We start from the raw sequence: 21,670 nt of genomic DNA on the forward strand, positions 1-21,670 counted from the left end.
AATGCGTGGAGAGCGCGGAACAGGCGGAGCGGCTGGGCCGCATCGGATGCGACACGGGACAGGGCTGGTTCTACTCCCGCCCCGTACCGGCGGACTCGATCTCGGCGCTGCTGAGCACGGGAGTGCGGCCTTAGGCGGTGGCCGGCGGGACTTCGGCTGCGGGCCGCCGGCCGTCTTTGCCGCCTGCGGCGGCGAGCGCCCTGCGGGCGCGTCCTCAAACGCCGGACGGGCTTGATTGCGGCTGAGCTCAGCCGATCTCAGCCCGTCCGGCGATTGAGGACACCGCCGCGCAGCGGTGGTGCGCACGACACGGCCCGCAGCCGCCCGCTCACATGACCCACCGGCCACCATCTACCGCCGCTTGCGGCCAGCGCGGCGCTTGGCCTGTTTCTGCTGCTTCGACAACAGCCGCTGGGCGGCAAACCGCTTGCCCATGGCCGCCAGGGTGTTGGCGAGTTCTCCCGTGGTGGACATGGTCTCGGGGTGCTCGTCACCGAGAACGCGCCGGCGGCGGGCGCGTACGTCCTCCAGCAACTCCACCGCTTCCGGGTAACTGCGCAGTCTCTGCAGGTCGACGCCGAGATTGTGGAGGGTCCTCAGGGTGTGCGGGTGGTCCTCGCCCAGGATGCGCCGCCGGCGCGCGAGGGTGTCCTCGTCCCGCAGCCGGGCCTCTTCGTACTCACCGATGTTGTGCAGGATGACGGCGAGGTCGTGGGCGGAGCTGAGGGTGTCGGGGTGGTCCTCGCCCAGGATGCGCCGCCTCCGGGAGAGGACGTCCTCGGTCATGCGGCGGGCCTCCACGTGCTCACCGAGGCTGTACAAGGTCCCCGCCAGGTTGTGGGTGGACCAGAGGGTGTCGGGGTGGTCCTCCCCCAGCACCCGCCGTCGGCGCGCGAGGTTGTCCTCTTCCATGCGGCGGGCCTCCACCCGCTCCCCGAGGCTGAACAGGGTGCTGGCCAGGTTGTGGCCGGACCAGAGGGTGTCGGGGTGGTCCTCCCCCAGCACCCGCCGCCGGCGCGCGAGGACGTCCTCGTGCATGCGGCGGGCCTCCACGTACTCGCCGAGGCTGTTCAGGCAGGTGGCGAGGCTGAGAGCGGACTGGAGGGTGTGGATGTGGCCCTCGCCGAGGACGCGGCGTCGACGGGCGAGGGTGTCCTCGTCCATGCGACGGGCCTCCGCGTAGTCGCCGCGGCTGTACAGGGCGCCGGAGAGGTTGTGGGCGGACTGGAGGGTGTCGGGGTGGTCCTCGCCCAGGACCCGCCGCCGGCGCGCGAAGGTGTCCTCGTCCATGCGGTGCGCTGTCACGATCTTGCCCGCTCTGGCCAGGACGGCGGCCAGGTCGTTGGCGGACTGGAGGGTGTCGGGGTGGTCGTCACCGAGGATGCGGCGCCGTCGGACGTAGGTGTCCTCGACGACGGGCAGCGCTCCGCTGATGTCACCGAGGTCGGCGGTGGCGTGGCCGAGGTACTGCATGCAGGTGAGGGTGTCGGGGTGATCGGGTCCCAACTCCGCCTCCCATGACCGGCGCAGGGCGGCCGTGAGGTCGTAGGCGCTGCGGGGCTGGCCGCTCATGAGGAGGAAGAACGCGGCCTTGAGGAGGATCGGCCGCAGTTCCGGGCGCTCGGTCGAGACGGCGTGCCCCGCGGTGAGGTGCGATGCCAGCGGCGCCCACCTCGGCCATGCCTCCGGGGCGTCCGGTGCGCCCGGGTCGACGCCGCACAGCAGCGTGACGAGGTCGTCGCGGATGCGGCCGACCTGCTCCGGGCCGGTCCGGTCGCGGAGGACGGCCTGGGTGAGGCGGTGGATCTGGAAGCTCTCGTGGTCCACCCGGGCGAGACCGTAACGGCTCAGGGAATGCAGGGCGTCGCGCGGCCACATGACGTCGTCCGGATCGCCCGGAATGGTGGTCAGCTCGGGACGGGCGTTCTCCAGCCAGCCGGTGGGGATCGGGTCCGGCCCGAAGAAGGCGCCGAGGCGGAGCAGGGCGGTCGCCTCGGGGTGGTCGTCGTCGAGGCGGCCGGCGGCGATGCCGACCGCGGCCGCCAGGGACGCCGCGTAGCCCGACGTCGCCTTCCGCAGGATGCTCGCCGTGTTGGTGGTGAGGAGCTGCCGGTAGCGGTCGACGGTCATGCCGCTGCCGATGACGCCGGCGGCCTGCGCGAGGGCCAAGGGAAGATCGCCGAGGTCCTGCGCGAGGACGTCCGCCTGCTCGGCGGGGATGCCCGGGACCCGGGTCCTGAGGTAGGCGAGGGAGTCGGAACGCGTGAAGACGTCCAGACCGGTCTGGTGGGCGATGCGGTGCCAGTCGGGGTTGCGGGACGTGATCAGGACGTGGCCGGGGCCCTCCGGCAGCCAGGGCTCGATCTGATCGGGGTCCTCGGCGTTGTCGAGGACGATCAGCCAGCGCCGCTCGCCGCCGCGCAAGTGCTGCAGCAGCGCACGGGCGTTGGGCTCGGCGCCGGCGTCGGGCTTGGCGATCCCGAGGCGGTGGGCGAGCTCCGTGTAGTGGACGGGCACCTGGTCGGCCTGTTCGGCGTCCACCCACCACACCACGTCGTACTGGTCGGCGAAGCGGTGGGCGTATTCCAGGGCTATCTGGGTCTTGCCGATGCCACCCATGCCGTGCACGGCCTGTACGACCGCCTGCCGGCCGCTGAGCAACCCGTCGCGCAGCTGCGCGAGCAGGGCCTCGCGTCCGGAGAAGTCGGGGTTGCGGCGACGCAGGTTGCGTACGCCGGGGTGGCCGGCGGGGGTGGGCAGCCGGGGTCTCGTGGCACTCGCGTCCGCTTCGGGCGCCGGCGCGTCGCCCGGGAACGGCGGCGGACTCGTCCGGCGTGCCCCGCCGTTGACCGCCTCCCGCAGGACGGCGATGGCGGCCGCCTCGTCCAGGCCGTGGAGATTCTTGCGGATCTTCGAGGCCAGGAGGGGCGGGGTGCCGGCGTTGGAGAGCGGCTCCAGGGCGAGGGGGATGATGCGGTCCCGGCGGGCGAGGGCGGCGGTGCGCTCGTCCTCCGTCCAGCGGTCCCGGTCGAAGTAGGAGGTGGAGAGCAACGCGACGACGGCATCGGCCCGTTCGAGCGCCTGCTCCATGCGCTGGACGAAGTTGTCCCCGGCGCTCCAGTCCCACACGTCGAGGATGACCTGGTGGCCGGCCCGTTCCAGGTGCCACCCCACCCATTCCGCCCAGGGGCGGTCGAGACCCGCGTAACTGATGAAGAACCGCTGTCCGGCGTCGGTCATCGTGGTTCCCCCGAATCACCCTGTGCTCGGTGTGCCGTGTGTCGCGGCAATGATCCCGCAAGTGGGGTGGGTGTGGCGGGGAAACGTCAAGGCCACTCGGCCTGCCCGGCGGACGGCCGCCTGTGCCCTGGCCGCGCAGGGCAGGGTCCGGGTTCGCCACGCGCTCTTGACGCGCGCCTGCCGCAGCCATGATGGTCAGCGAAAGTGCAACCGATGCCGCAGAACACCGCGCCCAGCTTCTCTGACCTGATCGCCCAGTGTCGGCACTCTGCCGTCCACCTTGAGATGCGCGACTGCTACGGGGTCGGCGAGGAGGCGGCGGAGTTCGAGGCGTGGTGTGGCGGCTGGCGTCCGGACCCGGACCCCGCCACCTGGTGGAACCCCTCCCACACCACGGTGCGTGACGCCGTGGCGCGCGGTGTGGTGTTCCGCCGCGCGCGCATCGTGTCCGAGCCGGTGAGCACCTACATCACGTACGAATACACCTGCACCTACCAGAACATCACGGCCGGCGAGCAGGTGCGCTGGCTCCCCCGACGGAAGGCGTCCGATCTCGCGCTCCCCGGAAATGACCTGTGGCTGTTCGACGACCGGCTGGTTCGCTTCGGTCACTTCACCGGGCAAGGTGCTTCCGCTGGGCATGAGCTGTGCGATGACCCCGCTGTGGTGAAAATGTGCGCATCAGCGTTCGAGAGCGTGTGGGAACGTGCCACTCCCCACGAGGAATTCTCCGTCTGACGACTCAGGTCGGTCAGTTGTCCGCCCATGCCTCCCTCCCAGTCATCCAGCGCCGAGGCCACCCGTAAGTCCGTCGCGGCGAAGCGGCGCGACGGCAGAATGGGTCTGTGCAGCAAGAGCAGCCGTTGGTCGGCGGGAATGTCAGCGAGGGTGTCGTCCGCGTGGGCGATACGGTCCGTCGCCCTGCCGGGCCGTGGACACCTGCGGTGCACGCCTTGCTCACGCATCTGCACGAGGTGGGATTCCGGGCAGCTCCTCGTCCGCTGGGCATCGACGACCAGGAGCGTGAGGTACTGACCTTCATGCCGGGCCGCGTCGTCTGGCCCGACCGGTTCTCCCTGCTGGAGTCCCCTGAGCAGCTGGCCCGGGTGGCGCGTCTCATCAGGGAGTTCCACGAAGCCGTGCAGGGCTTCGCCCCACCTCCCGACGCTCATTGGCAGGCGCTCATACCGGCCGAGGGAAGCGACATCATCGCCCATCACGATCTGGCCCCGTGGAACCTCGTGGCCGACGGCGAAGACCAGTGGGCCTTCATCGACTGGGACACCGCCGCCCCAGGCTCCCGTCTGTGGGATGTCGCCTATGCCCTGCACGGCTTCATCCCGCTGTCCGCGCAACCTGACCGGCAACGCACCGACGCCGGAGACCGGATGCGGGTCTTCGCCGACGCCTACGGTCTCGACGAAGCCGAACGGCATCAGCTGGTCCCCATGCTCGGGCGCCGCACACACTCCATGCACGACTTCCTGCGGAACCAGGCCGCTCTGGGCAAGCAGCCCTGGGCCGTCCTCTGGTCGGAAGGCCACGGCGACGTCTGGCGAACCGACGCCGAATACATCGAGCAGCGTGAAGAACAATGGAAGAGCGCCATGCTCGGCGCCTGAGGGCTCACCGCCTTGCGGCGGTTGAAGGATTGAAGAACTAGCTAGGTGCTTGTCGGCGGCTGCTCGGCGACGAACGAGCCCATGCCGGGAGTGGTGACGATCAGCCCCTCGTCGCGCAGGGCCGTCTTGACCTTGCGGACCGTTCCGCGCGCCACACCGAACTCCTGCTCAAGCCGAGTCTCCGAGATCAGGTGATTCACGGGGTATTCGCCGTCGGCAATGCGCTCGCGAATCACGTCGGCGATTTGGGTCCACTTGGGGCGCGCAGGGTCGTACTCCATCACGGTCAGGACTGTACGCATCCGACGTGACGAGCGGGCTCAGTTCGTCGACTACGCCTCGCTCCGGGCCGCTTCGTCCGACGCCGGTCGTTCCGAGACGAAGGTTCCCTTGGCAGGCAGGGTCACGAGGAGACCTCGGTCCCGCAGTTCCTGAATGGCTCGGCGGACCGTGCCGATGGCTACGCCGTACTCCTCGGCCAGGTCTCGCTCTCCCGGCAGGCGAGCGCCCAGGCGCAGGGATCCGGACTCGATTCTTGCCACGACATGGTCGGCGACCTGCATGTAGACGTAGGCCGCTCTTGTCGGGTCGACGACGGACCGGTGGCTCCGCTCATCTGCCATGAGCGCCAACGTAGGACAACCGCCGCCGCGGCAGGCGGGGTTCGGTCAGGATTCCTTCGCGGCGACGAACGAGCCCATGCCGGGGGTGGTGACGATCAGGCCCTCGGCGCGGAGGGCAGCGGTCACCTTACGGACGGTCGTGCGCGCGACGTCGAATTCCTGCTCCATGCGCACCTCGGAGATGAGGTAGTTGAGCGGATATTCACCGCTGGCGATGCGCTGCCGGATCACTTCGGCGATCTGCATCCACTTCGGCCGCGTCGGGTCGTACTCCATCACGCTGGTGACTGTAAACAGCGATATGCAACCGAACATAGAGCCTACTTTAGACGCCTAGGTGTAGACAGGGCACTCTAGGGGGCTCTAGGGTAGGCGCACTCAAGACCCCCGCGACCGCTGATACCGGCCCGGGGGCATGGCCACCAGCCTCAGGAGCTGATGACGTGAAGGACTCTATCTCCCGCCTACTCGCCTGGACGAGGGCTCTGTTCAGCCGTCGCACAGCGCCCGAAACGCCCCTCGCACGCCCCCGCTGGAGGCGTCCACCTCCGCCACCCCCGAACCCCTCCGCCCGCACTGCGGCGTCTACGTCTGGGCCACCGCCCACGGGATCGACATCAAGCCCACCAGCCCGCTGCGCAACTGCACCTGCTCCACCAAGGAGGCCGAGTGACGCCCCGCGCCCGCGCGTTCGTCGTCGATACCCGTACCGGCAGAGTCGGGGAGGTCATGGGGCATGACGGCCCCAGCCTTCAGCTTCGGCCGCCTGCCGGTGGGAGGGAGTGGGACGCCGAACCGGATGCCGTCCGGCCCGCCACTGACGCCGAGTTGCTCAGTGCCAAGGTCAAGGCGGTCAACGTGAGCAGTTGCCGGGCCGTCGGGAACGGCGGCGCTCCGGGCGGGTGAGCCTCACGCCACGTTCTCGATGAGGAATTGCTGGTCCGCCGCACCGGTGCAGGGTTCCTCCACGGCCTCCGCCTCCGGGCGGGTGTCGTCGGCGCCTATGCCGATGCACAGGGACGAGCCCTCGGGGCGCAGCCGGTAGCGGGTCGCCGTGCCGGTGGTGCCGGCGGGTTCGACGCGGAAGTGCTGGTCGGTGTTGGCGTCGGTGCAGGCGTCCCAGGGTTCGAGCATGTTCTTCGCGGGGGCGGCGCGGCGGATGGTGAGGCAGCCTTTGCCGTGTTTCGGGTGGTGCCATTCGATGTAGTACGGGCTGCCGGGGCCGCCGCGTACCGGTTTGAGGTAGGTGTGCGGCGGCCTCGCCTCCGTGCAGGGGCGCTGGGCGGCGACCGCGTTCGGGTAGGCGCCGCTGCGGTCGCGGCCCTCGGTCAGGCACAGGTGCGTGGTGCGGGCCGGGCGGATCTCCACCCAGCCGTGCGGTGCTGAGGGTCGGGCCGACGGTCTCGCGTCGTCGTCCGGCAGGAGCAGCCAGGCGCCCGTCGCCAGCAGGGCGATCAGCAGGGCCAGGGCCGCCGGCGCGACGAACGCGGAGCGGAGGAACCGCGGGCGGGGTCCGCCGGGTGCGGCCTCGATGCGGCTCCGGGTCTCCAGCCAGGCGGCGACCTCGCGTTCGTCGTCCACCCCGCAGGCGCGGAGGAACGCGACGAGGAGTTCGGGCCGGGGCAGGGCCTGTCGTTGGAGGACGTCCGAGAGGGTGCTGCGGGCCAGGACGTCGCCGCGGTCCTGCGCCCGCTGTTCCAGTTCCCGGTACGTCAGCCCGGAACGTTCCTTCAGCCGGCGCATGCGGGCGGTGAACTCGCCCGCGTCGCGCGCTCCCTGTGGTGGTACGCCCGTCGTCCCCCGCATGCCGGAATGGTTGCGAGCGGGTACGCGGCCCGCAATCCGCGAACGGGCCAACCTGTCCGGAGCATGTCCGGACAGCCTCCGCGTACCGCTGTGTCCAGGCCGGACAGGCTTGCCGCGTCCGGGACCGGCCGACGGCATTGACCCGCGTTCCGGGCCGCTCGCACGCTCGGTCCGGGTCACCCCGGCGACATCGGGGGCCGAGGCCCACCTTCCACTTGAGGCACAAGGAGCCATCGTGTTCAGAAGCGCAGCCACCGGTTTCGCCGCCCTCTCCCTCGCCGCGGCCGGGTTCGCCCTCGCACCCGCCGCACACGCCGGGGCCGGCGGTGCGGAAGCCTGGACCGCACCGAGTTGTACGGGGCACCGGGCGAACACCGCCGTATGGGTCACCTGCAAGGGCAAGGGGTCGGCCAGCCAGGTCCGCATGGTCTACAACTGCCGGGTCCTCGGCCAGGTCGTCCGGCACACCACGGCGTGGGAGTCGCTGGGCGCCCGCTCCTCCACGACGATCAGCGAGGAATGCACGTTCGAGGCGGTGTCCGCGAAGGGGGAGGGCCGCCGGCCGTAGCCACGGGGTGGTGCCGGTCCGGCTGCGGGCCGTCATTGCCGCCTGCGGCGGCAGGCACCTTGCGGGTGTCCTCAAACGCCGGACGGGCTTGATTCGTGATCCGCCGGACACCGCACCAGCCTGGGCCGCCAGGTGGTGTCCGGCGGATCTTCGGCTGCGGGCCGTCAAACGCCGACCGGGCTTGGTCACCGCCCCGCCGGCACCAGCAGCAGCTGGTCCGCGTAGCACCAGGCCCAGTTCTCGCCCGGTTCGAAGGAGCGGGCGAGGTCGTGGCCGGGGGTGGTGTGGGCGTGGGCGCTGGCGTGGCGGTGGGGGGAGCTGTCGCAGCAGGAGACGTGGCCGCAGGTGAGGCACTCGCGCAGGTGGACCCAGGTGCCGCCGATGCGCAGGCAGTCCTCGCAGCCCTCCGTCGTGCTCGGGGTCACCTCGCGGGGCTCGTCGAGGTGGGCACAGTCCTGTGCGGTGGGCCTGCCCTCGACGTCCGCGGTGACCCGCCAGGAGGTGGGTTCGCTCATGTCGTCAGCGTAGGCCGGACAGTGCCGCCCCGCGCGCCGAAGTCCGAGGTCAGGGGCATTGTCAGACCCCGCTGGCAGACTCATGACCATGAGGTGGGCGGTGGCGGAGACGGGCGACGGGGGTGTTCGTCTCCGCCCCGTCGACCCCTCGGGCGCCCCCGCCGGGCCGGTGGAATCCGCGGGCGGTCTGGCCGAGGCCGTGCGGTCGCGGCCGGAGGCCGAGCGGTGGGTGTGGCGGTCCACCGCCGACGCGTATCCGCGGCTCCTCGCCGCCGGCGTCCGCGTCGAGCGGTGCCATGACGTGGAGGCGGCCGAGGCGCTGCTCATCGGCCACGCCGAGGGCCAGTCCGGTCAGCCGAGATCCCTGGCGGCGGCGTGGGCGCGGCTGCACGGGCTGCCGGTGCCGGCGGATCCGCCCGTGCGGGCGGCCGGCGGCCAGCCGTCGCTGTTCGAGCCCGGCCCCGCCCCGCTGCCGCCGGGCACCGACCCGCTGGACGCGCTGGTGACGGTCCACGCCGACCAGCTGGCCCGTACGGAATCGGCCGGGCACCCCGGCCGGATGCGGCTGCTGCTGGCCCTGGAGTCGGCGGGGACGCTCGTCGCGGCCGAGCTCAACCGCACCGGCGTGCCCTGGCGCGCCGACGTCCACCGCGCGCTGCTGGACGAGCTGCTCGGCGAGCGCTATCCCGGCGGCCTGGAGCCCCGGCGGCTGGCCGAGCTGGCCGACGAGGTCTCCCGGGCCTTCGGCGGCGTGCGCGTACGGCCCGACCTGCCCGCCGACATCATCCGCGCCTTCGCCCGGCAGGGCATCTCGCTGTCCTCCACCCGCGCCTGGGAGCTGCGCGGCATCGACCACCCGGCCGTCGAACCCCTGCTGCGCTACAAGAAGCTCTACCGCCTGCACACCGCGCACGGCCGGTCCTGGCTCCAGACGTGGGTGCGGGACGGCCGGTTCCGCCCGGAGTACGTGCCGGGCGGCTCGGTCTCCGGGCGCTGGACCACCAACGGCGGGGGCGCCCTCCAGATCCCCCGGGTCATCCGGCGTGCCGTGATCGCCGACCCGGGGTGGCGGCTCGTCGTCGCCGACGCCGACCAGATGGAGCCGCGGATCCTCGCCGCCGTCTCCCGCGACCCCGGACTGATGGAGGCCGCGGCGGGCGAGCGCGACCTGTACGCCGCCCTGTCGGACCGGGCCTTCGCGGGCGACCGCGAGCGGGCCAAGCTCGCCCTGCTCGGCGCGATCTACGGGCAGACGTCCGGCGACGGCCTGAAGAACCTCGCCGACCTGCGCCGCCGCTTCCCCGCCGCCGTCGCCTATGTCGACGACGCCGCCCGCGCCGGTGAGGAGGGACGGCTCGTACGGACCTGGCTCGGCCGCACCTGCCCGCCCGCCTCCGCGCAGGCCCCGGATGAGGCGGGCCTGCCCCAGGAGGACGACGCCCGGCCGGCGTACGGCAGCACGCCCGCCGGGCGGGCCCGCGGCCGGTTCACCCGGAATTTCGTCGTCCAGGGCAGCGCCGCCGACTGGGCGCTGGCGATGCTCGCGGCGCTGCGCCAGGAGCTCGCGGGGCTCCGCGCCGAGCTGGTCTTCTTCCAGCACGACGAGGTCATCGTGCACTGCCCCGAGGAGGAGGCCGCCACCGTGACCGCGGCCATCCGCACCGCGTCCGACCGTGCGGGGCGCATCTGCTTCGGCGGAACACCGGTGCGCATACCCTTCACCACGGCGGTCGTGCGGTGCTACGCGGACGCGAAGGACCAGCCCGCCTGAGCACTCCGGCGGGCGCGCCGGGCCCCTCGCGCGCGCCGCACGCGCTGACAGCACGTCACCACGCCTCCCCCGTGCGGCGCAGTTCAGCGGGCAGCCGTCCTCCGGACACCGCACGATGGCCCGGAGGGCCGCCGCACGCGGCCCGGTCTCCGTCAGTCCAGGGGAGGACACGCTGTGCTGTCCGACAGTCTTGAGCAGCTCCGCCGTTGCACCATCGCCGTCGACCTCGGAGCCGCGCGGACCCGTGTCTACGTCAAGGACACCGGGCTGATCGTCGACGAACCGAGCATCGCCGCGGTGAACACCCGCACCGGCTCGCTGATCGCCGTCGGCGCCCTCGCCGAGGGCATGTCCGGCCGGACGCCCAGCCACATCCGCGTCGTCCGCCCGATCTCCGGGGGCACGGTCGTCGACATCGACATGGCACAGCGCATGCTGCGGTTCCTCGTCCACCACAAGCTCCCCCGGGCCTGGCGGCGCAAGCCGATGATGCGCGCGGCCGTCTGCCTGCCGCACGACGCGGAGCCCATCGCCCAGCGGGCCGCCATCGAGACGCTGACGGGCCTGGGGGCGCGCCGCGTCGAGCTGGTCGACACCCTCGTCGCCGCGGCCGTCGGCTGCGGGCTGCCCGTGGAACAGCCCGAGGCCACGATGATCGTGGTGTGCGGCGCCGCCGCCACGCAGGTCGCGGTGCTGTCCCTGGGCTCGATCGTGGCGGCGGAGAAGGTGCTGGTCGGCGGGGACGCCATCGACTACGCCGTGGTGCAGCACCTGCGGTCCCGGCACGGCCTGATGCTGCCCACGCAGGGGCTGCACCCGCTGCACGTGGCGCTGTCGGCGGACCCGGTCGAGGACGGCGCGGAGGTCCGCGGCCGGGACGCGGCCACGGGCCTGTCCCGTACGGTCATGGTGAGCACCGCCCATGTCCGCGAGGCGATCCACACCCCGCTGACGGGCGTGCTGGACGCCATCGGGCGGGTGCTGCGGGCCTGCCCGCCCGATCTGGTGGCAGACCTGGTGGAGCGGGGCGTGATGCTCGCGGGCGGCAGCGCGATGCTGCCGGGCCTGGACCGCATGATCGGCGACGCGACCGGGCTGATCGTGCACATCGCCGAACGGCCGGACGTCTGCGCCGTGGTCGGCCTGGGCGCGATGCTGGAGGGCCGGGTCCAGCCGCTGCACCTGGACCCGCTGGGGGCGTGACGGGCGGCCTGCGGCCGGCTTGAACCGGGCTCGGGCTCGGGCTCGGGCTCGGACCCGGGCTCGGACCCGGGCTTCGGCCCGGCCCCGCCCTGCAAGAGCCGCCGCACCGGCCCTGCGGGCCACCGGCCACCGGCCTCTGACCCAGTGTCCTCAACCGACCCACTGGCTTAAAAAGGTCGCTTTGGGAACTCTTCTCCCCATCCGAACAGTTCTGTGTATGCCCCCGATGTTTTTACGAGGAGATACACAGATGGCGCTCTGGGACCGGCTCAAGGACTCCGCGACGACGATGCAGGGTCAGCTCGTGGCGAAGAAGAACGAGCTGAAGAGCGGCGCGTTCCGCGACGCCAGCATGGCGATGTGCGCGCTGGTGGCCGCCGCCGACGGTTCGATCGACGCCTCCGAGCGGCGGCGCGTCGCCTCGCTGATCGCCACCAACGACGTCCTGCAGAACTTCGCCGCCGACGACCTTCAGGCGCGTTTCAACGACTACTGCCAGAAGCTGTCGACCGACTTCGACTTCGGCAAGGTCAGCATCCTGCAGACCATCGGCAAGGTGCAGAAGAAGCCCACCGAGGCGCGTGCGGTCATTCAGATCGGCATCGTCATCGGCGGCGCGGACGGCGACTTCGACAAGACGGAGCGGGCGGTGGTCCGCGAGGTGTGCTTCGCGGTGGGGATTGATCCGGCGGAGTTCGACCTCTAGGTCGTGGCCGGTGGGTCTTCGGCCGTCGGCCGCCGTCTTTGCCGCCTGCGGCGGCGGGCGCCCTGCGGGCGCGTCCTCAATCTCCCCCAGCTACCGCTGGGAGGTGCCCCCAGACGGGCTTGATTCGGCTGGGCTCAGCCGCTTCAGCCTGTCCGGCGCTTGAGGACACAGCACAGCAGCCCGTCCGGCGCTTGAGGACACAGCACAGCAGCCTGTCCGGCGCTTGAGGACAGCCTCAAGCCGGCAGCCGCACCGGCTGCCTCGCGTCCTTGCCCGGCTCCCGGCCCGGCTCGGTCCAGGTGCCCAGGGCGATCTCCGCGGTGATGCCGGGACCGAAGCCCGCGATGATGCCGCGGGCCGCGTCCGCTGGGCCGCCGTCCAGGAAGAGCCGTTCCAGCGCGTCGAAGATGACCGCGCTGGCGATGTTGCCGCGCTCGGTGAGCGTGGCCCTGCTGTAGCGGAACATCTCCGGTGGCAGGTCGAGGTACTTGCACAGGTCGTCGAGGATCCTGGGCCCGCCGGCGTGGATGATGTAGAAGTCGAGCCCGGAGACGTCCCAGTTGTGCGGCTCGGCCATCGCCCGCATGGCGGGCGCCAGCATGGCCATCGTGCCGGGCACCCGCTTGTCCAGCATGAAGTGGAAGCCGGTGTCCCGGACCCCGTAGGAGATCCACTCCTCGGTGTCGGGCACCAGGTGCGAGCCGTTCTGCTCCAGCCGCACCCCCACGCCGCCCTCGCCGCGCACCACCGCCGCCGCGAGGGCGTCGCCGAACAGGCCGTTGGAGAGCAGATTGCCGACCGCAAGGTCCGTCGGCTGATAGCAGAGCGAGCAGAATTCGCAGGACACGATGAGGACGTTCGCCTCGGGATAGGCGATGCAGAAGTCGTGCGCGCGGTTGATGGCCGCGCCACCGGCGGCGCATCCCAGCTGGGCCACGGGCAGTTGTCTGGTCTCCGCCCGGAAGTCCATGGTGTTGATGATCCAGGCGGTCATCGACGGCATCATGAATCCGGTGCACGAGACGTAGACGATCATGTCGATGTCGCGCGTGGTGAGTTCGGCATGGGCCAGGGCCCGCCGGATCACCTCGGGGACCCGGGCCTTGGCCTCGGCTTCGTAGCGGGCGTTGCGCGCGGTGAAGCCGGGGTGCCGGAGGGTGTCCTCGATGGGCTGCACGAGGTGCCGGGTCTGGACCCCGGTGTTTCCGATCAGCCGGAGCGCGAGCTGGAGCTGGGGGTGGTCGGCGTGGATGGTGCGCGCGAGCTCCAGGGTCTCCTCGCGGGTGATGATGTACTCGGGGACCGCGATGGCCGGTCTGCACAGAGTTGCCATGTCGCACTCCTTACCAGGCGACCGGCAGGGTGAGGGGGTAGCGCCAGATCGAGACGGTGTTCCACTGCACCTCCTCCGCCGGTACGGCGAGCCGCAGTTCGGGAAAACGGTTGATCAAGGTGCCGATGGCGACCTGGAGGACCATGCGGGCCAGGTGGGATCCGAGGCAGTGGTGGCTGCCGTATCCGAAGGCCATGTGCGGCATGGGGTCCGGGCGCTCGAAGTCGAGGTCGTCGGGACGCTCGTAGGCGAGGTCGTCACGGTTGGCGGTCAGGTAGGAGATGTGCACGGTGTCCCCGGCCCGGATGACGACGTCGTCGAACTTCACGTCCTCCAGGGCCACCCGCGGAATGCCGACGCCCTGCCGGAACGGGATGAAGCGGAGCAACTCCTCGATGGCCCGGGGCAGCAGCTCCGGGCGGGCCCGCAACTGCGCCAGGTGGTCCGGATGGGTCAGCAGCGTATAGACGATGTTGCTGATGTCGTACGTGGTGGTGTCATGGCCCGTGACCACCAGCAGCATGGCCAGCACGGACAGCTCGGCCGCGTCGAGCGTCTCGTCCCCCACCCGGGCGGTGGCGAGCGCGCTGATCAGGTCGTCCCCCGGGTTGCGGCGGCGCTCGGCGGTCAGTTCGTCGAAATAGGCGCGCAGGCCGGCCTTGGCCTCGACGGCCGACTCCTTGTCGGCCGCGCTCATCGACATCATGGCCATGGCCCGGCGGCGCAGTTGGGCGCGGTCCCGCACGGGGATGTCGAGCAGTTCGCAGATCGTCATCAGCGGCAACCGGTCGGCCAGGTGGTCGGCGACGTCGGCGGGGGCGCCGTGCTCGGCCATGTCGTCCAGCAGCCCGTCGACCGTCCGCTGCGTCCAGGGCCGCAGGGCTTCCACCTGGGGCGTGGTGAAGGACTTGATGATGAGCCTGCGCACGCGGTTGAGAGCGGGCGGGTCCATGAGGTTGATCGCCTCGGACTGGGCGATGGGGGCGGGAGTGATCCTGGGGAAGTCCCGTCCGATCAGCGCGGCCCGGCTGAAGCGCTTGTCCGCGGTGACGGTCTGGACGTCGGCGTAACGGGTGACCAGCCAGCAGGTGCCCTCGCCGTACGGCATCCGGACCCGGGCGATGGGCGCCTCGGTCCGCATCCGCGTCATGAACGGGTCGGGTTCCAGAGCCTCGTCGTGCCGGACGGGACAGGTTCGTACGGAGTCCGAAGTGGTCATCGCAACACTCCCTCGTGCACAGAGCCCCGCCGACGGCGCGTCAGCCTATTTTCTGACCATGCCGCGCCCATGGGCATGCCACACCGAACCCTTCACGATTCACCCATATGATGGATTTTTCAATGAAACGCCCAGCTCTTCACCACCTTTAGCCTCTTTATCCCCTTTAATTTTTGGGCCTTCGGCGCCCCCACTCCCGGGCCTCCCGTCGCCTGCGCCTTCCCCCGCGCCTCCCCCGCGCCTCTTCCCGCCCCTCCCGGGCCTTCCGACCCGGCCGGATCGCTCGAGCTGCGAATCCGGCAGGGCGCTTTTATGCTCATGTCTGGCATCGCCGCACAAATGGTGACACTTCTCTGCAAGGAGGCGCTGATGCTCGCTCAAGAAACACGACTCGTCGCAACCCCCACCGAGGCGTCGACGATCGGGGCACTGATGGTGCAACCGGAAGCCACCGTCAGCGACCCACCCCTCCCCAGTCCCGAGGCAGCGGGCCTCCTCCTGCTCCTCCTGTCGCCCAAGGAGCCGAAGGAACCGAAGGGAAGGTGAGCTCCCGGGCGGACTTCGCCGCGGCGGCAGACCAATTGGCCATCCGTGTCCTCGGTGCCCTTCGGGGCACCGGGGGCACGCCTCTCGTCGCCCGGCACATCGACAGCGCACCCGACGCCCTCGCGGCCCTCGCCGCGATCCGGATGATCGGCGCGGACACCTTCGTCTCCCACGTACTCGTCGGCACGCCGTTCCACGCGGACGACGCGGCCGCCGTGGCCCGTTCCTTCGACGCCTTCCCGTCACCGGACGCCGGGCCCTCCGCCCACCCGGAGGACCGCACCGTCGCCTGGCGCGACTGGGCGACCGCGCAGCTCCTGGCCCGCCTGGCCGGGAACCCGGCGGCGGCCGCGAGCGCGCACCGGCCGCCCCCGGCCGACGGCGGCCTCGCCGACCCCACGCACTGGCAGAGCTGGTCCGTGCACATGGCACAGCTCGCCACCCTCGCCACCCCCGGCCTGGACGGGCCCGTGCACGAGGCGGCGCGCGGCGCGGCCCTGCCGCTCTGCCGCGGCGTCACCCGCTGCGTCCTACGCCGCGACTTCCCCACGGCCGTGCGGATCGCCCGCTGGCTGGCATGGCTGCACCACCAAGGCGTCACACTGCCGCTGGACGTGGCGCCCGTACTCGAACACGTCCGCCTGCTCGGCGGCGGCGCGAGCCCGCGCACCGCCCTGGACCTGGCCGTCGCGGATCACCTGCTCGGCGACGGGGACAGCGGCCGGGACGGGACACAGGAGACGGAGGCAGTACGGACATGACGGTTCCCGAACCCGTGGTCGCGGCGGCCCGGAGCATGGCCGACCGGGCGCTGTCCTGGCTGCACGCCCAGCGGGAACTCGGCGCCCTGCCGCCCGGCACCACGGCGGAGCTCGCCTCACCCGACAGCGTCTACAAACCCCTCGGCGAGAGCGCGCTCGCCGCCTCGGTCATCCTGCGCGACGGCGTCGCCGGCCCCGGCCAACTGGTCGCCGCGCAAGCACTGATGGACTTCACGTGGGAGCAGCTGCGCGAGGGCGACATGCTCTACGAGCGCCAGCTGCGCCACACCCTGATGAGCGATCCGCTGGAGGTGTACGCGCCCTTCGCGCGCTGCGGCTACCGCCACGCGGAACTCGACCGGCTGCTGGCCCACCGCGCCCGGCTGCGGTCGGTGGCCGGCGTCGAGCTCCTGCCCAACCGCGGCCTGGCCGTCGCCAACGCAGCCCGCGTCGTGGGCCTCGACCAGAACACCGACTGGGCGGCGCTGACCCGCGCGACCTGGCTCGCCGGCAACCCCGAGCCGTGGGCCATCAACTGGATCACCGCCTACATGGTCACCCACACCGTATTCCACCTCACCGACTGGGGCGGGCGGCCGCACGGCCTGCCGGCGGAGCTCGCCGCGTACCTCCGCACCTGGCTGCCGGTCTGGATCGACATCTGGTCCGAGGTCGCGCAGTGGGACCTGGTGACCGAGCTCCTGATCGTCGGCGCTTCCCTGGACGAGCCGTACTGCGACCCGGTCGCCTGGGAGAACATCGCCTCCCTCCAGCACGACGACGGCTTCATGCCGCGCGACGGCGACCCGATCGACGAGGACCCGCAGCAGCGGTTCACCGACCATCAGCACACCGTCGTCGTCACCGCCGTCGCGGGCTCCGTCGCGCTGGCCCGCGCGGCGCGCGGGACGTGAATCCGTCGCTCGACGCCGCCCTGCGCGCCCTGCCGGACGCCGCGCGGGGCGCGCACGCCGTCGCCGTGGCCGCCGTGCGCGGCGAGGAGCGCGTGGTGGTGTGCCGGGGCGCGGCCGGTCCGGACACCCGCTTCGAGATCGGTTCGCTGACCAAGACGTTCACCGCCCTGCTGCTCGCCGAGCTGGCCGCCCGGGGCGAGGTGCGCTACGACGACCCCGTCGAGCGGTATCTGCCGCACCGCGTACCCGGGCCCCCGATCACCCTGCTCCACCTGGCCACCCACACCTCCGGGCTGCCGCGGCTGCCCCCGGGGCTGGTGACGCGTTCGGCGGTCCGCAGCGGCTGGTTCAGCAATCCGTACGCCGGCTTCTCCACCGCCGACGTCATGGCCGCGCTCCCCCGCACCCGGCTCCACCACCGGCCCGGCACCCACGTCCGCTACTCCAACTACGGTGCCGGGCTGCTCGGCCACGTCCTCGTCCGGGCGGCCGGCGGCGGGGAGTACGCGGCGCTGCTGGCCGAGCGCGTCCTCGACCCGCTCGGGCTCGCCGACACCGACGGCGATCCGGACCGTCCGCAGGCGGTGGGCCACTGGCACGGCCGGCCCCGCCCGCCCTGGCGCATCCCCGGCCTGCCCGCCGCCGGCGCCCTGCGCTCCAGCGCCCGCGACCTGCTGCGCTGCCTGACGGCCCTGCTCGCGCCGGAACGCGCCGGTCCGCCGAGCCTGCGGGCCGCGCTCGCCGACGTCCAGCGGCCCCGGCTGGCGCTGCCCCGTACGGGCCACCGCATCTGTCTCGTCTGGAACCTGCGGCCCCGCGCGGGGCGGCCGCTGCTCCACCACTCCGGCGGCACCCGGGGCTTCACCGCCTTCGCCGGCTTCCTGCCGCGCTCGGGCACGGCCGTCGTGGCGCTGGCCGACGCGGCGCCGACGCCGACGGCCCCCTTCATCCAGGCGGCGTACGGAACGCTGTGCGCCCTGGACCCCTAGGCGGTGTCCGGTCTTCGGCCGCGGGCCGTCTTTGCCGCCTGCGGCGGCGGGCGCCCTGCGGGCGCGTCCTCAAGCGCCGGACGGGCTTGATTCGGCTGGGCTCAGCCGCTTTAGCCTGTCCGGCGCTTGAGGACACGACACAGCAGCCTGTCCGGCGCTTGAGGACACCCCGCGCAGCGGTGGTGCGCACGACACCGCCCCCAGCACCCGCTCACATGATCCGCCGGACACGGCCTAGGCACCCCCGACGTGTCGCGTGACGGTGGCCGCGAACTCCTGGGCGGCGGGCGAGAGGGCCGACCACTGCCGGGCGGCCCAGCCCACGTCCAGTGACGGGATGCCGGTGACGGGGATCAGCCGGACGCTGTCCGCGGACTGGCCGACCAGCCCCGGCGCGGCCGGTATCAGCGCGTGCCCCAGGCCCATCTCGGCCAGCAGCAGCGCGGTGTCCCAGTCGGTCGCCCGAGTGGTGGTGGCGCGCGGCGGCAGCCCGTGCGCACCGAGGTAGTGCTCGACCTGACGCCCCGAACTGGTCCCCTCGGGCGGGCGGATGAGGCGGGTGCGGGCCAGGTCCTCCGCGCGAAGCGCGCTCTCCCCGGCGAGCGGGTCGTCGGGGCGCACGGCCAGCACCCACTCCAGGCTCACCACCGGCCGCTGCTCGACGCCCTGGGCGTCGGTGGCGTCCGCCGCGATGGTCACCCAGGCCAGGTCGCAGGCGCCGGACCGCAGCACGTCCAGGCAGCGGTGGCTGGAGCGCTCGGTGTGGAACTCCAGGCCGACGTCCGGGAACGCGCGGCAGAAGTCCTTTATGGCGGCGCCCATGAAATTGCGGATCGTGGTGGCGCCGGTGGCGATGACGACACAGCCGCCCCGGCCGGTGCGCAGCTCCTCCAGCAGCCGCAGCCCCTCCCCGAGCGCGGTCAGCCCGTCGGAGGCGGCGCGCTGGAGGATCCGCCCGGCACTGGTCGGTGCCACCCCGCGGGGCTGGCGCTCCATCAGCGCCAGGCCGGTCTCCTTCTCCAGGCGCCGCACGTGCTGGCTGACGGCGGACTGACTGCAGTTCATCTCCCGTGCCACGGCGCTGAGGTTGCGTGCCTCGCACACCATGACGAACACCTTCAGGTCATCTAGCGTCACACCGGTCACGGTACAAGCTTCACCTTGGAGAGTTCGAGCAAAGTCATAGGATTGACTTGGCTGCCGGGCGGCAGTCATGATCTCTGTGCATGGCGGCAACCTGTCCGCGGCTTCACCGAGCAACACCGCGCCGGCACTGGGCATGCACAGCACCGGTCACCGTCGTCGCCGCGGACGGGTGTCGACCACCGGTTCAGGTGGCGGCGCCCACGCCCAGCAGCTCGGCCAGCATCCGCTGCACGACCGGGCCCGGCTGCTCCCGCAGATAGAAGTGCCCGCCGGGGAAGGTCCGTACGGTGACGGGCTGATAGGTGGTGTGCCGCCCCCATCCCGTGAGCGAGTCGTCCCGCGCCAGCGGTTCGCGGTCGCCGGCCAGCACGGTCAGGGGTACGGGCAGGGGCGCGCGGGGCCGCCAGGCGTAGGTCTCCAGGACCGTGTAGTCGGCGCGCAGCCCGACCGCGACCATCTCCTTCAACTCCGGGTGCGCGAACACCTCGTCGGGAATGCCGCCGTGCTTGCCGTGGACCGCCGCGAGCATCTCGTCCCGGGGCATCAGGTGCAGGCCGGCGTGCTTGCGGGGCGCGTCGGGCGCGGCGCCGCTGGAGACGAAGAGCCGCCTGGGCAGCGGCCGCCCGGCCTCGCGGAGGGCGCAGGTGAGTTCGTAGGCGACGAGCGAGCCCATGCTGTGCCCGAAGAAGGCGTACGTGCCGGTGAACTCCACCTCCCGCAGGAGCGCTTCGACCAGGTGGTCCATGGAGGTCAGCGGCTGCTCGGCGAACCGGCTCGCGCGGCCGGGCAGCTGGACGGCGTACACCTCCACGCCCGGTATCTCCTTGCCCCAGCGGATGTACTCGGCGGCCGAACCCCCGGCGTGCGGAAAGCAGTACAGCTTCAGCGGCGCCTGCCGGAGGGCCCCGCCGGCGATCCACCGGGAAGTGGGCGCGGTGCGCCGTGGTTCAGTCATGCGGTCTCCTGTGCGGCCCCGCCGGCGGTCCGGTGGTCCGCGTCGTCGTTCGTGCCGTTCGAGTCGTTCGAGTTCTTCGAAGGGAGGTGCGGGACGACAGTACTGACCCGTAGGGCGCTCGCAGAGGTCGTTTCGGCCGTGACAGGCCGCGACGGGGGTGCATAAGATCACGAACACGGCATCGCACGCTGTCACCGGCCGGGTGGAGCGCGGAGGTGCCCGTGAGATGCCTGTGGGAGGGCATTCCACCGTGTCGATCGAGCTGAACCACACCATCGTGCACTCCCGGGACAGGGAGACGTCCGCCCACTTCCTGGCCGGCATCCTCGGCCTGGAGGTCGGGGAGCCCGGCGGGCCGTTCCTGCCCGTGGTGACCGGCAACAACGTCACTCTGGACTTCGCGACCGTCGACGCCGACACGATCGCGCCGCAGCACTACGCGTTCCTGGTGCCGGAGAGCGATTTCCCGGCGATGTTCGAGCGGATCAAGGCGGCCGGCGTCGCGTACTTCGCCGATCCCGCCGGCAAGCGGCCGGCGGAGATCAACCGCAACGACGGCGGCTACGGCGTCTACTTCCTGGACCCCTCCGGGCACTACCTGGAGCTCCTCACCCGCCCCTACGGCAGTGGCGACGCCATGGGACCGGCTGCTCCGCCGCTGTGACCGGCACCGCCGCCGGGGTCCGGTGACCGGGCCCCGGCGGCGGGTCTCAGCTCAGCACCACGCAGCCGCGTTCCGCCAGCGCCGCGAAGAGCCGGGGCGCCGGCGCGAGGGTGTTCCACCGCAGGTCCAGCTTCTCCAGGGACGGCAGATCGGCCAGCCAGGCAGGGAGTTCGGTCAGCTGGTTGGAGCGCAGGTCGAGATGGCGCAGCAGCGGCAGGCCGCGCAGCGCGCCGGGTACGGCGGCGAGGGCGTTCTCCCGGAGCTCCAGCGTCCGCAAGTCCCCCAGGGCCGACACCGATTCCGGCAGCCCGGTCAGGGCGTTGCCGCGCAGCCACAGTTCGCGCAGGGCGGTGAGCCGGCCCAGGGAGCCGGGCAGCGCCTCCAGGCGGTTGTGCTGCGCCCGAAGCTCCACCAGAGACGCCATCCCGCCCAGGGCGTCCGGGAGTTGGCGCAGCCGGTTGCCGCCGATGTTGAGGTAGCGCAGCCGGGTGAGGCGGCCGAGGCTCGCGGGCAGTTCGGTCAGGGCGTTGTCGTGCAGGTAGAGGAAGCGGCTGAGCGCGGGGAGCGTCCCGAGTTCCGCCGGGAGCCGGGTGAGCGCGTTGTCCCCAAGGTCGAGGGTGTGCAGCTCCGCCAGGGTGCCGATGCGGGAGGGCAGCTCGGTGAGGGCGTTGCCGGCCAGGATCAGGACGCGGAGCCCGGGCGTGTGCCAGACCTCGTCGGGCACCCGGTCCAGGCCGTGCTTCCAGCGGTCGAGCGTGCCCGTCGTCATGACGTCGTCTCCGGTTTCCCGCGCCGCAGCCGGTCCAGCGGCGACGGTCTGCGGTCCAGGCGGGCGTCCAGCAGCGCCGCCGCCTCCGTGTGCCGCCCGGCCGAGACCAGGGCGAACAGCAATGTCTCCTCCACTATGTCGCGCTGCGCGGCACTGCCGCCGAGGGCCCCGAGCCGGGGCATGAGCGCGCGCAGGACGGGCAGGGCGCCCGCCCAGTCCTCGTCGACGACCGCCGCGAGGGCGGCGCACAGCGGGGCGACGACCTCGCGGAAGGCCGGGTCGCCGTGGGTGCCGGCGTGGGCGCGCAGGCGCAGCAGCGC

Annotated in this window: 22 protein-coding genes and 1 pseudogene; 11 read left to right on the plus strand and 12 right to left on the minus strand. The window is 72.0% G+C overall.

From position 1 onward, the window contains the following. Positions 1-351 precede the first annotated feature (351 nt). A complete protein-coding gene (fxsT, locus tag J7E86_RS11780) occupies positions 352-3,240 on the minus strand; it encodes an FxSxx-COOH system tetratricopeptide repeat protein (RefSeq protein WP_215081546.1) in 2,889 nt (962 codons plus the stop codon). A 213-nt stretch (positions 3,241-3,453) separates the two neighbouring features. On the opposite strand from fxsT, the gene J7E86_RS11785 reads away from it, so the two are divergent. Beyond that, positions 3,454-3,978, plus strand: coding sequence for a DUF6879 family protein (locus J7E86_RS11785; RefSeq protein WP_215081547.1), 525 nt, complete (start codon positions 3,454-3,456; stop codon positions 3,976-3,978). Positions 3,979-4,085: 107 nt separating this feature from the next. Continuing rightward, positions 4,086-4,862: a phosphotransferase gene (locus tag J7E86_RS11790; RefSeq protein ID WP_308312566.1), complete on the plus strand. Its 777-nt coding sequence runs from the start codon at positions 4,086-4,088 to the stop codon at positions 4,860-4,862. 41 nt (positions 4,863-4,903) lie between these two features. Here J7E86_RS11790 and J7E86_RS11795 read toward each other — a convergent pair whose 3' ends face one another. The 4 genes from J7E86_RS11795 to J7E86_RS11810 all read right to left on the minus strand — a co-directional run bounded on the left by J7E86_RS11795 (position 4,904) and on the right by J7E86_RS11810 (position 7,291). Beyond that, positions 4,904-5,143, minus strand: a complete 240-nt coding sequence (locus tag J7E86_RS11795; protein ID WP_251019012.1) for a GntR family transcriptional regulator — start codon at positions 5,141-5,143, stop codon at positions 4,904-4,906. 51 nt (positions 5,144-5,194) lie between these two features. Beyond that, positions 5,195-5,485, minus strand: coding sequence for a winged helix-turn-helix domain-containing protein (locus J7E86_RS11800; RefSeq protein WP_215081549.1), 291 nt, complete (start codon positions 5,483-5,485; stop codon positions 5,195-5,197). Positions 5,486-5,530: 45 nt separating this feature from the next. After that, on the minus strand, positions 5,531-5,800 hold the full coding sequence (locus tag J7E86_RS11805) for a GntR family transcriptional regulator (RefSeq protein WP_251019010.1): 270 nt from the start codon (positions 5,798-5,800) through the stop codon (positions 5,531-5,533). A gap of 594 nt (positions 5,801-6,394) precedes the next feature. Further along, the gene (locus J7E86_RS11810) at positions 6,395-7,291 is read right to left on the minus strand and encodes an XRE family transcriptional regulator (protein WP_215081550.1); all 897 of its coding nucleotides are present in this window, start codon (positions 7,289-7,291) and stop codon (positions 6,395-6,397) included. A 235-nt stretch (positions 7,292-7,526) separates the two neighbouring features. Here J7E86_RS11810 and J7E86_RS11815 point away from each other — a divergent pair, with 235 nt between their 5' ends. Beyond that, on the plus strand, positions 7,527-7,859 hold the full coding sequence (locus J7E86_RS11815; RefSeq protein WP_215081551.1) for a hypothetical protein: 333 nt from the start codon (positions 7,527-7,529) through the stop codon (positions 7,857-7,859). Positions 7,860-8,044: 185 nt separating this feature from the next. Here the strand turns inward: J7E86_RS11815 and J7E86_RS11820 are convergent, their stop codons facing one another. Beyond that, complete coding sequence (locus tag J7E86_RS11820; RefSeq protein WP_215081552.1) at positions 8,045-8,374, minus strand: UBP-type zinc finger domain-containing protein; 330 nt, start codon at positions 8,372-8,374, stop codon at positions 8,045-8,047. A gap of 82 nt (positions 8,375-8,456) precedes the next feature. On the opposite strand from J7E86_RS11820, the gene J7E86_RS11825 reads away from it, so the two are divergent. The 3 genes from J7E86_RS11825 (at position 8,457) to J7E86_RS11835 (ending at position 12,054) form a co-directional block, all read left to right on the plus strand. Continuing rightward, entirely contained in the window at positions 8,457-10,145 is a 1,689-nt protein-coding gene (locus J7E86_RS11825) for a bifunctional 3'-5' exonuclease/DNA polymerase (protein ID WP_215081553.1), read from the plus strand. A gap of 177 nt (positions 10,146-10,322) precedes the next feature. Further along, entirely contained in the window at positions 10,323-11,348 is a 1,026-nt protein-coding gene (locus J7E86_RS11830) for a rod shape-determining protein (protein ID WP_215081566.1), read from the plus strand. A gap of 250 nt (positions 11,349-11,598) precedes the next feature. Continuing rightward, positions 11,599-12,054, plus strand: coding sequence for a tellurite resistance TerB family protein (locus J7E86_RS11835; protein ID WP_215081554.1), 456 nt, complete (start codon positions 11,599-11,601; stop codon positions 12,052-12,054). Positions 12,055-12,289: 235 nt separating this feature from the next. Here J7E86_RS11835 and J7E86_RS11840 read toward each other — a convergent pair whose 3' ends face one another. Both J7E86_RS11840 and J7E86_RS11845 read right to left on the minus strand, forming a co-directional pair. Next, entirely contained in the window at positions 12,290-13,387 is a 1,098-nt protein-coding gene (locus tag J7E86_RS11840; RefSeq protein WP_215081555.1) for a type III polyketide synthase, read from the minus strand. Positions 13,388-13,397: 10 nt separating this feature from the next. Continuing rightward, positions 13,398-14,606, minus strand: coding sequence for a cytochrome P450 (locus J7E86_RS11845; RefSeq protein WP_215081556.1), 1,209 nt, complete (start codon positions 14,604-14,606; stop codon positions 13,398-13,400). Positions 14,607-14,924: 318 nt separating this feature from the next. Here J7E86_RS11845 and J7E86_RS11850 point away from each other — a divergent pair, with 318 nt between their 5' ends. Genes J7E86_RS11850 through J7E86_RS11865 form a run of 4 tightly spaced genes read left to right on the plus strand, consistent with a single transcriptional unit; the run spans position 14,925 to position 17,816 of the window. Next, on the plus strand, positions 14,925-15,152 hold the full coding sequence (locus J7E86_RS11850) for a hypothetical protein (protein ID WP_215081567.1): 228 nt from the start codon (positions 14,925-14,927) through the stop codon (positions 15,150-15,152). Then, positions 15,149-15,913, plus strand: coding sequence for a hypothetical protein (locus tag J7E86_RS11855; protein WP_215081557.1), 765 nt, complete (start codon positions 15,149-15,151; stop codon positions 15,911-15,913). Before J7E86_RS11850 ends, J7E86_RS11855 begins: the two co-directional genes overlap by 4 nt. Then, positions 15,910-16,827, plus strand: a complete 918-nt coding sequence (locus tag J7E86_RS11860) for a hypothetical protein (protein WP_215081558.1) — start codon at positions 15,910-15,912, stop codon at positions 16,825-16,827. Before J7E86_RS11855 ends, J7E86_RS11860 begins: the two co-directional genes overlap by 4 nt. Beyond that, a complete protein-coding gene (locus tag J7E86_RS11865; protein ID WP_215081559.1) occupies positions 16,824-17,816 on the plus strand; it encodes a serine hydrolase in 993 nt (330 codons plus the stop codon). The genes J7E86_RS11860 and J7E86_RS11865 overlap by 4 nt, the downstream gene beginning before the upstream one ends. A gap of 234 nt (positions 17,817-18,050) precedes the next feature. Here the strand turns inward: J7E86_RS11865 and J7E86_RS11870 are convergent, their stop codons facing one another. Then, positions 18,051-18,953: a LysR family transcriptional regulator gene (locus tag J7E86_RS11870; RefSeq protein ID WP_215081560.1), complete on the minus strand. Its 903-nt coding sequence runs from the start codon at positions 18,951-18,953 to the stop codon at positions 18,051-18,053. 193 nt (positions 18,954-19,146) lie between these two features. Continuing rightward, complete coding sequence (locus tag J7E86_RS11875) at positions 19,147-19,917, minus strand: thioesterase II family protein (RefSeq protein ID WP_215081561.1); 771 nt, start codon at positions 19,915-19,917, stop codon at positions 19,147-19,149. Positions 19,918-20,167: 250 nt separating this feature from the next. Here J7E86_RS11875 and J7E86_RS11880 point away from each other — a divergent pair, with 250 nt between their 5' ends. After that, positions 20,168-20,581: a VOC family protein gene (locus J7E86_RS11880; protein ID WP_215081562.1), complete on the plus strand. Its 414-nt coding sequence runs from the start codon at positions 20,168-20,170 to the stop codon at positions 20,579-20,581. A gap of 46 nt (positions 20,582-20,627) precedes the next feature. On the opposite strand, the gene J7E86_RS11885 is transcribed toward J7E86_RS11880, so the two are convergent. Further along, a complete protein-coding gene (locus tag J7E86_RS11885) occupies positions 20,628-21,350 on the minus strand; it encodes a leucine-rich repeat domain-containing protein (RefSeq protein WP_215081563.1) in 723 nt (240 codons plus the stop codon). Next, positions 21,347-21,670, minus strand: a pseudogene (locus tag J7E86_RS11890) (lycopene cyclase); the annotation flags it as partial. The pseudogene J7E86_RS11890 and the gene J7E86_RS11885, both read right to left, overlap by 4 nt.

It is taken from the genome of Streptomyces sp. ISL-11 (assembly GCF_018614525.1).
GTDB lineage: Bacteria > Actinomycetota > Actinomycetes > Streptomycetales > Streptomycetaceae > Streptomyces.

Bases quoted from the DNA above. Each gene is read 5' to 3' on its own strand.
- fxsT (WP_215081546.1), bottom strand. From the start codon at position 3,240: ATGACCGACGCCGGACAGCGGTTCTTCATCAGTTACGCGGGTCTCGAC.
- J7E86_RS11785 (WP_215081547.1), top strand. From the start codon at position 3,454: ATGCCGCAGAACACCGCGCCCAGCTTCTCTGACCTGATCGCCCAGTGT.
- J7E86_RS11795 (WP_251019012.1), bottom strand. From the start codon at position 5,143: ATGGAGTACGACCCTGCGCGCCCCAAGTGGACCCAAATCGCCGACGTG.
- J7E86_RS11800 (WP_215081549.1), bottom strand. From the start codon at position 5,485: ATGGCAGATGAGCGGAGCCACCGGTCCGTCGTCGACCCGACAAGAGCG.
- J7E86_RS11805 (WP_251019010.1), bottom strand. From the start codon at position 5,800: ATGTTCGGTTGCATATCGCTGTTTACAGTCACCAGCGTGATGGAGTAC.
- J7E86_RS11810 (WP_215081550.1), bottom strand. From the start codon at position 7,291: ATGCGGGGGACGACGGGCGTACCACCACAGGGAGCGCGCGACGCGGGC.
- J7E86_RS11820 (WP_215081552.1), bottom strand. From the start codon at position 8,374: ATGAGCGAACCCACCTCCTGGCGGGTCACCGCGGACGTCGAGGGCAGG.
- J7E86_RS11825 (WP_215081553.1), top strand. From the start codon at position 8,457: ATGACCATGAGGTGGGCGGTGGCGGAGACGGGCGACGGGGGTGTTCGT.
- J7E86_RS11835 (WP_215081554.1), top strand. From the start codon at position 11,599: ATGGCGCTCTGGGACCGGCTCAAGGACTCCGCGACGACGATGCAGGGT.
- J7E86_RS11840 (WP_215081555.1), bottom strand. From the start codon at position 13,387: ATGGCAACTCTGTGCAGACCGGCCATCGCGGTCCCCGAGTACATCATC.
- J7E86_RS11845 (WP_215081556.1), bottom strand. From the start codon at position 14,606: ATGACCACTTCGGACTCCGTACGAACCTGTCCCGTCCGGCACGACGAG.
- J7E86_RS11850 (WP_215081567.1), top strand. From the start codon at position 14,925: ATGTCTGGCATCGCCGCACAAATGGTGACACTTCTCTGCAAGGAGGCG.
- J7E86_RS11860 (WP_215081558.1), top strand. From the start codon at position 15,910: ATGACGGTTCCCGAACCCGTGGTCGCGGCGGCCCGGAGCATGGCCGAC.
- J7E86_RS11875 (WP_215081561.1), bottom strand. From the start codon at position 19,917: ATGACTGAACCACGGCGCACCGCGCCCACTTCCCGGTGGATCGCCGGC.
- J7E86_RS11885 (WP_215081563.1), bottom strand. From the start codon at position 21,350: ATGACGACGGGCACGCTCGACCGCTGGAAGCACGGCCTGGACCGGGTG.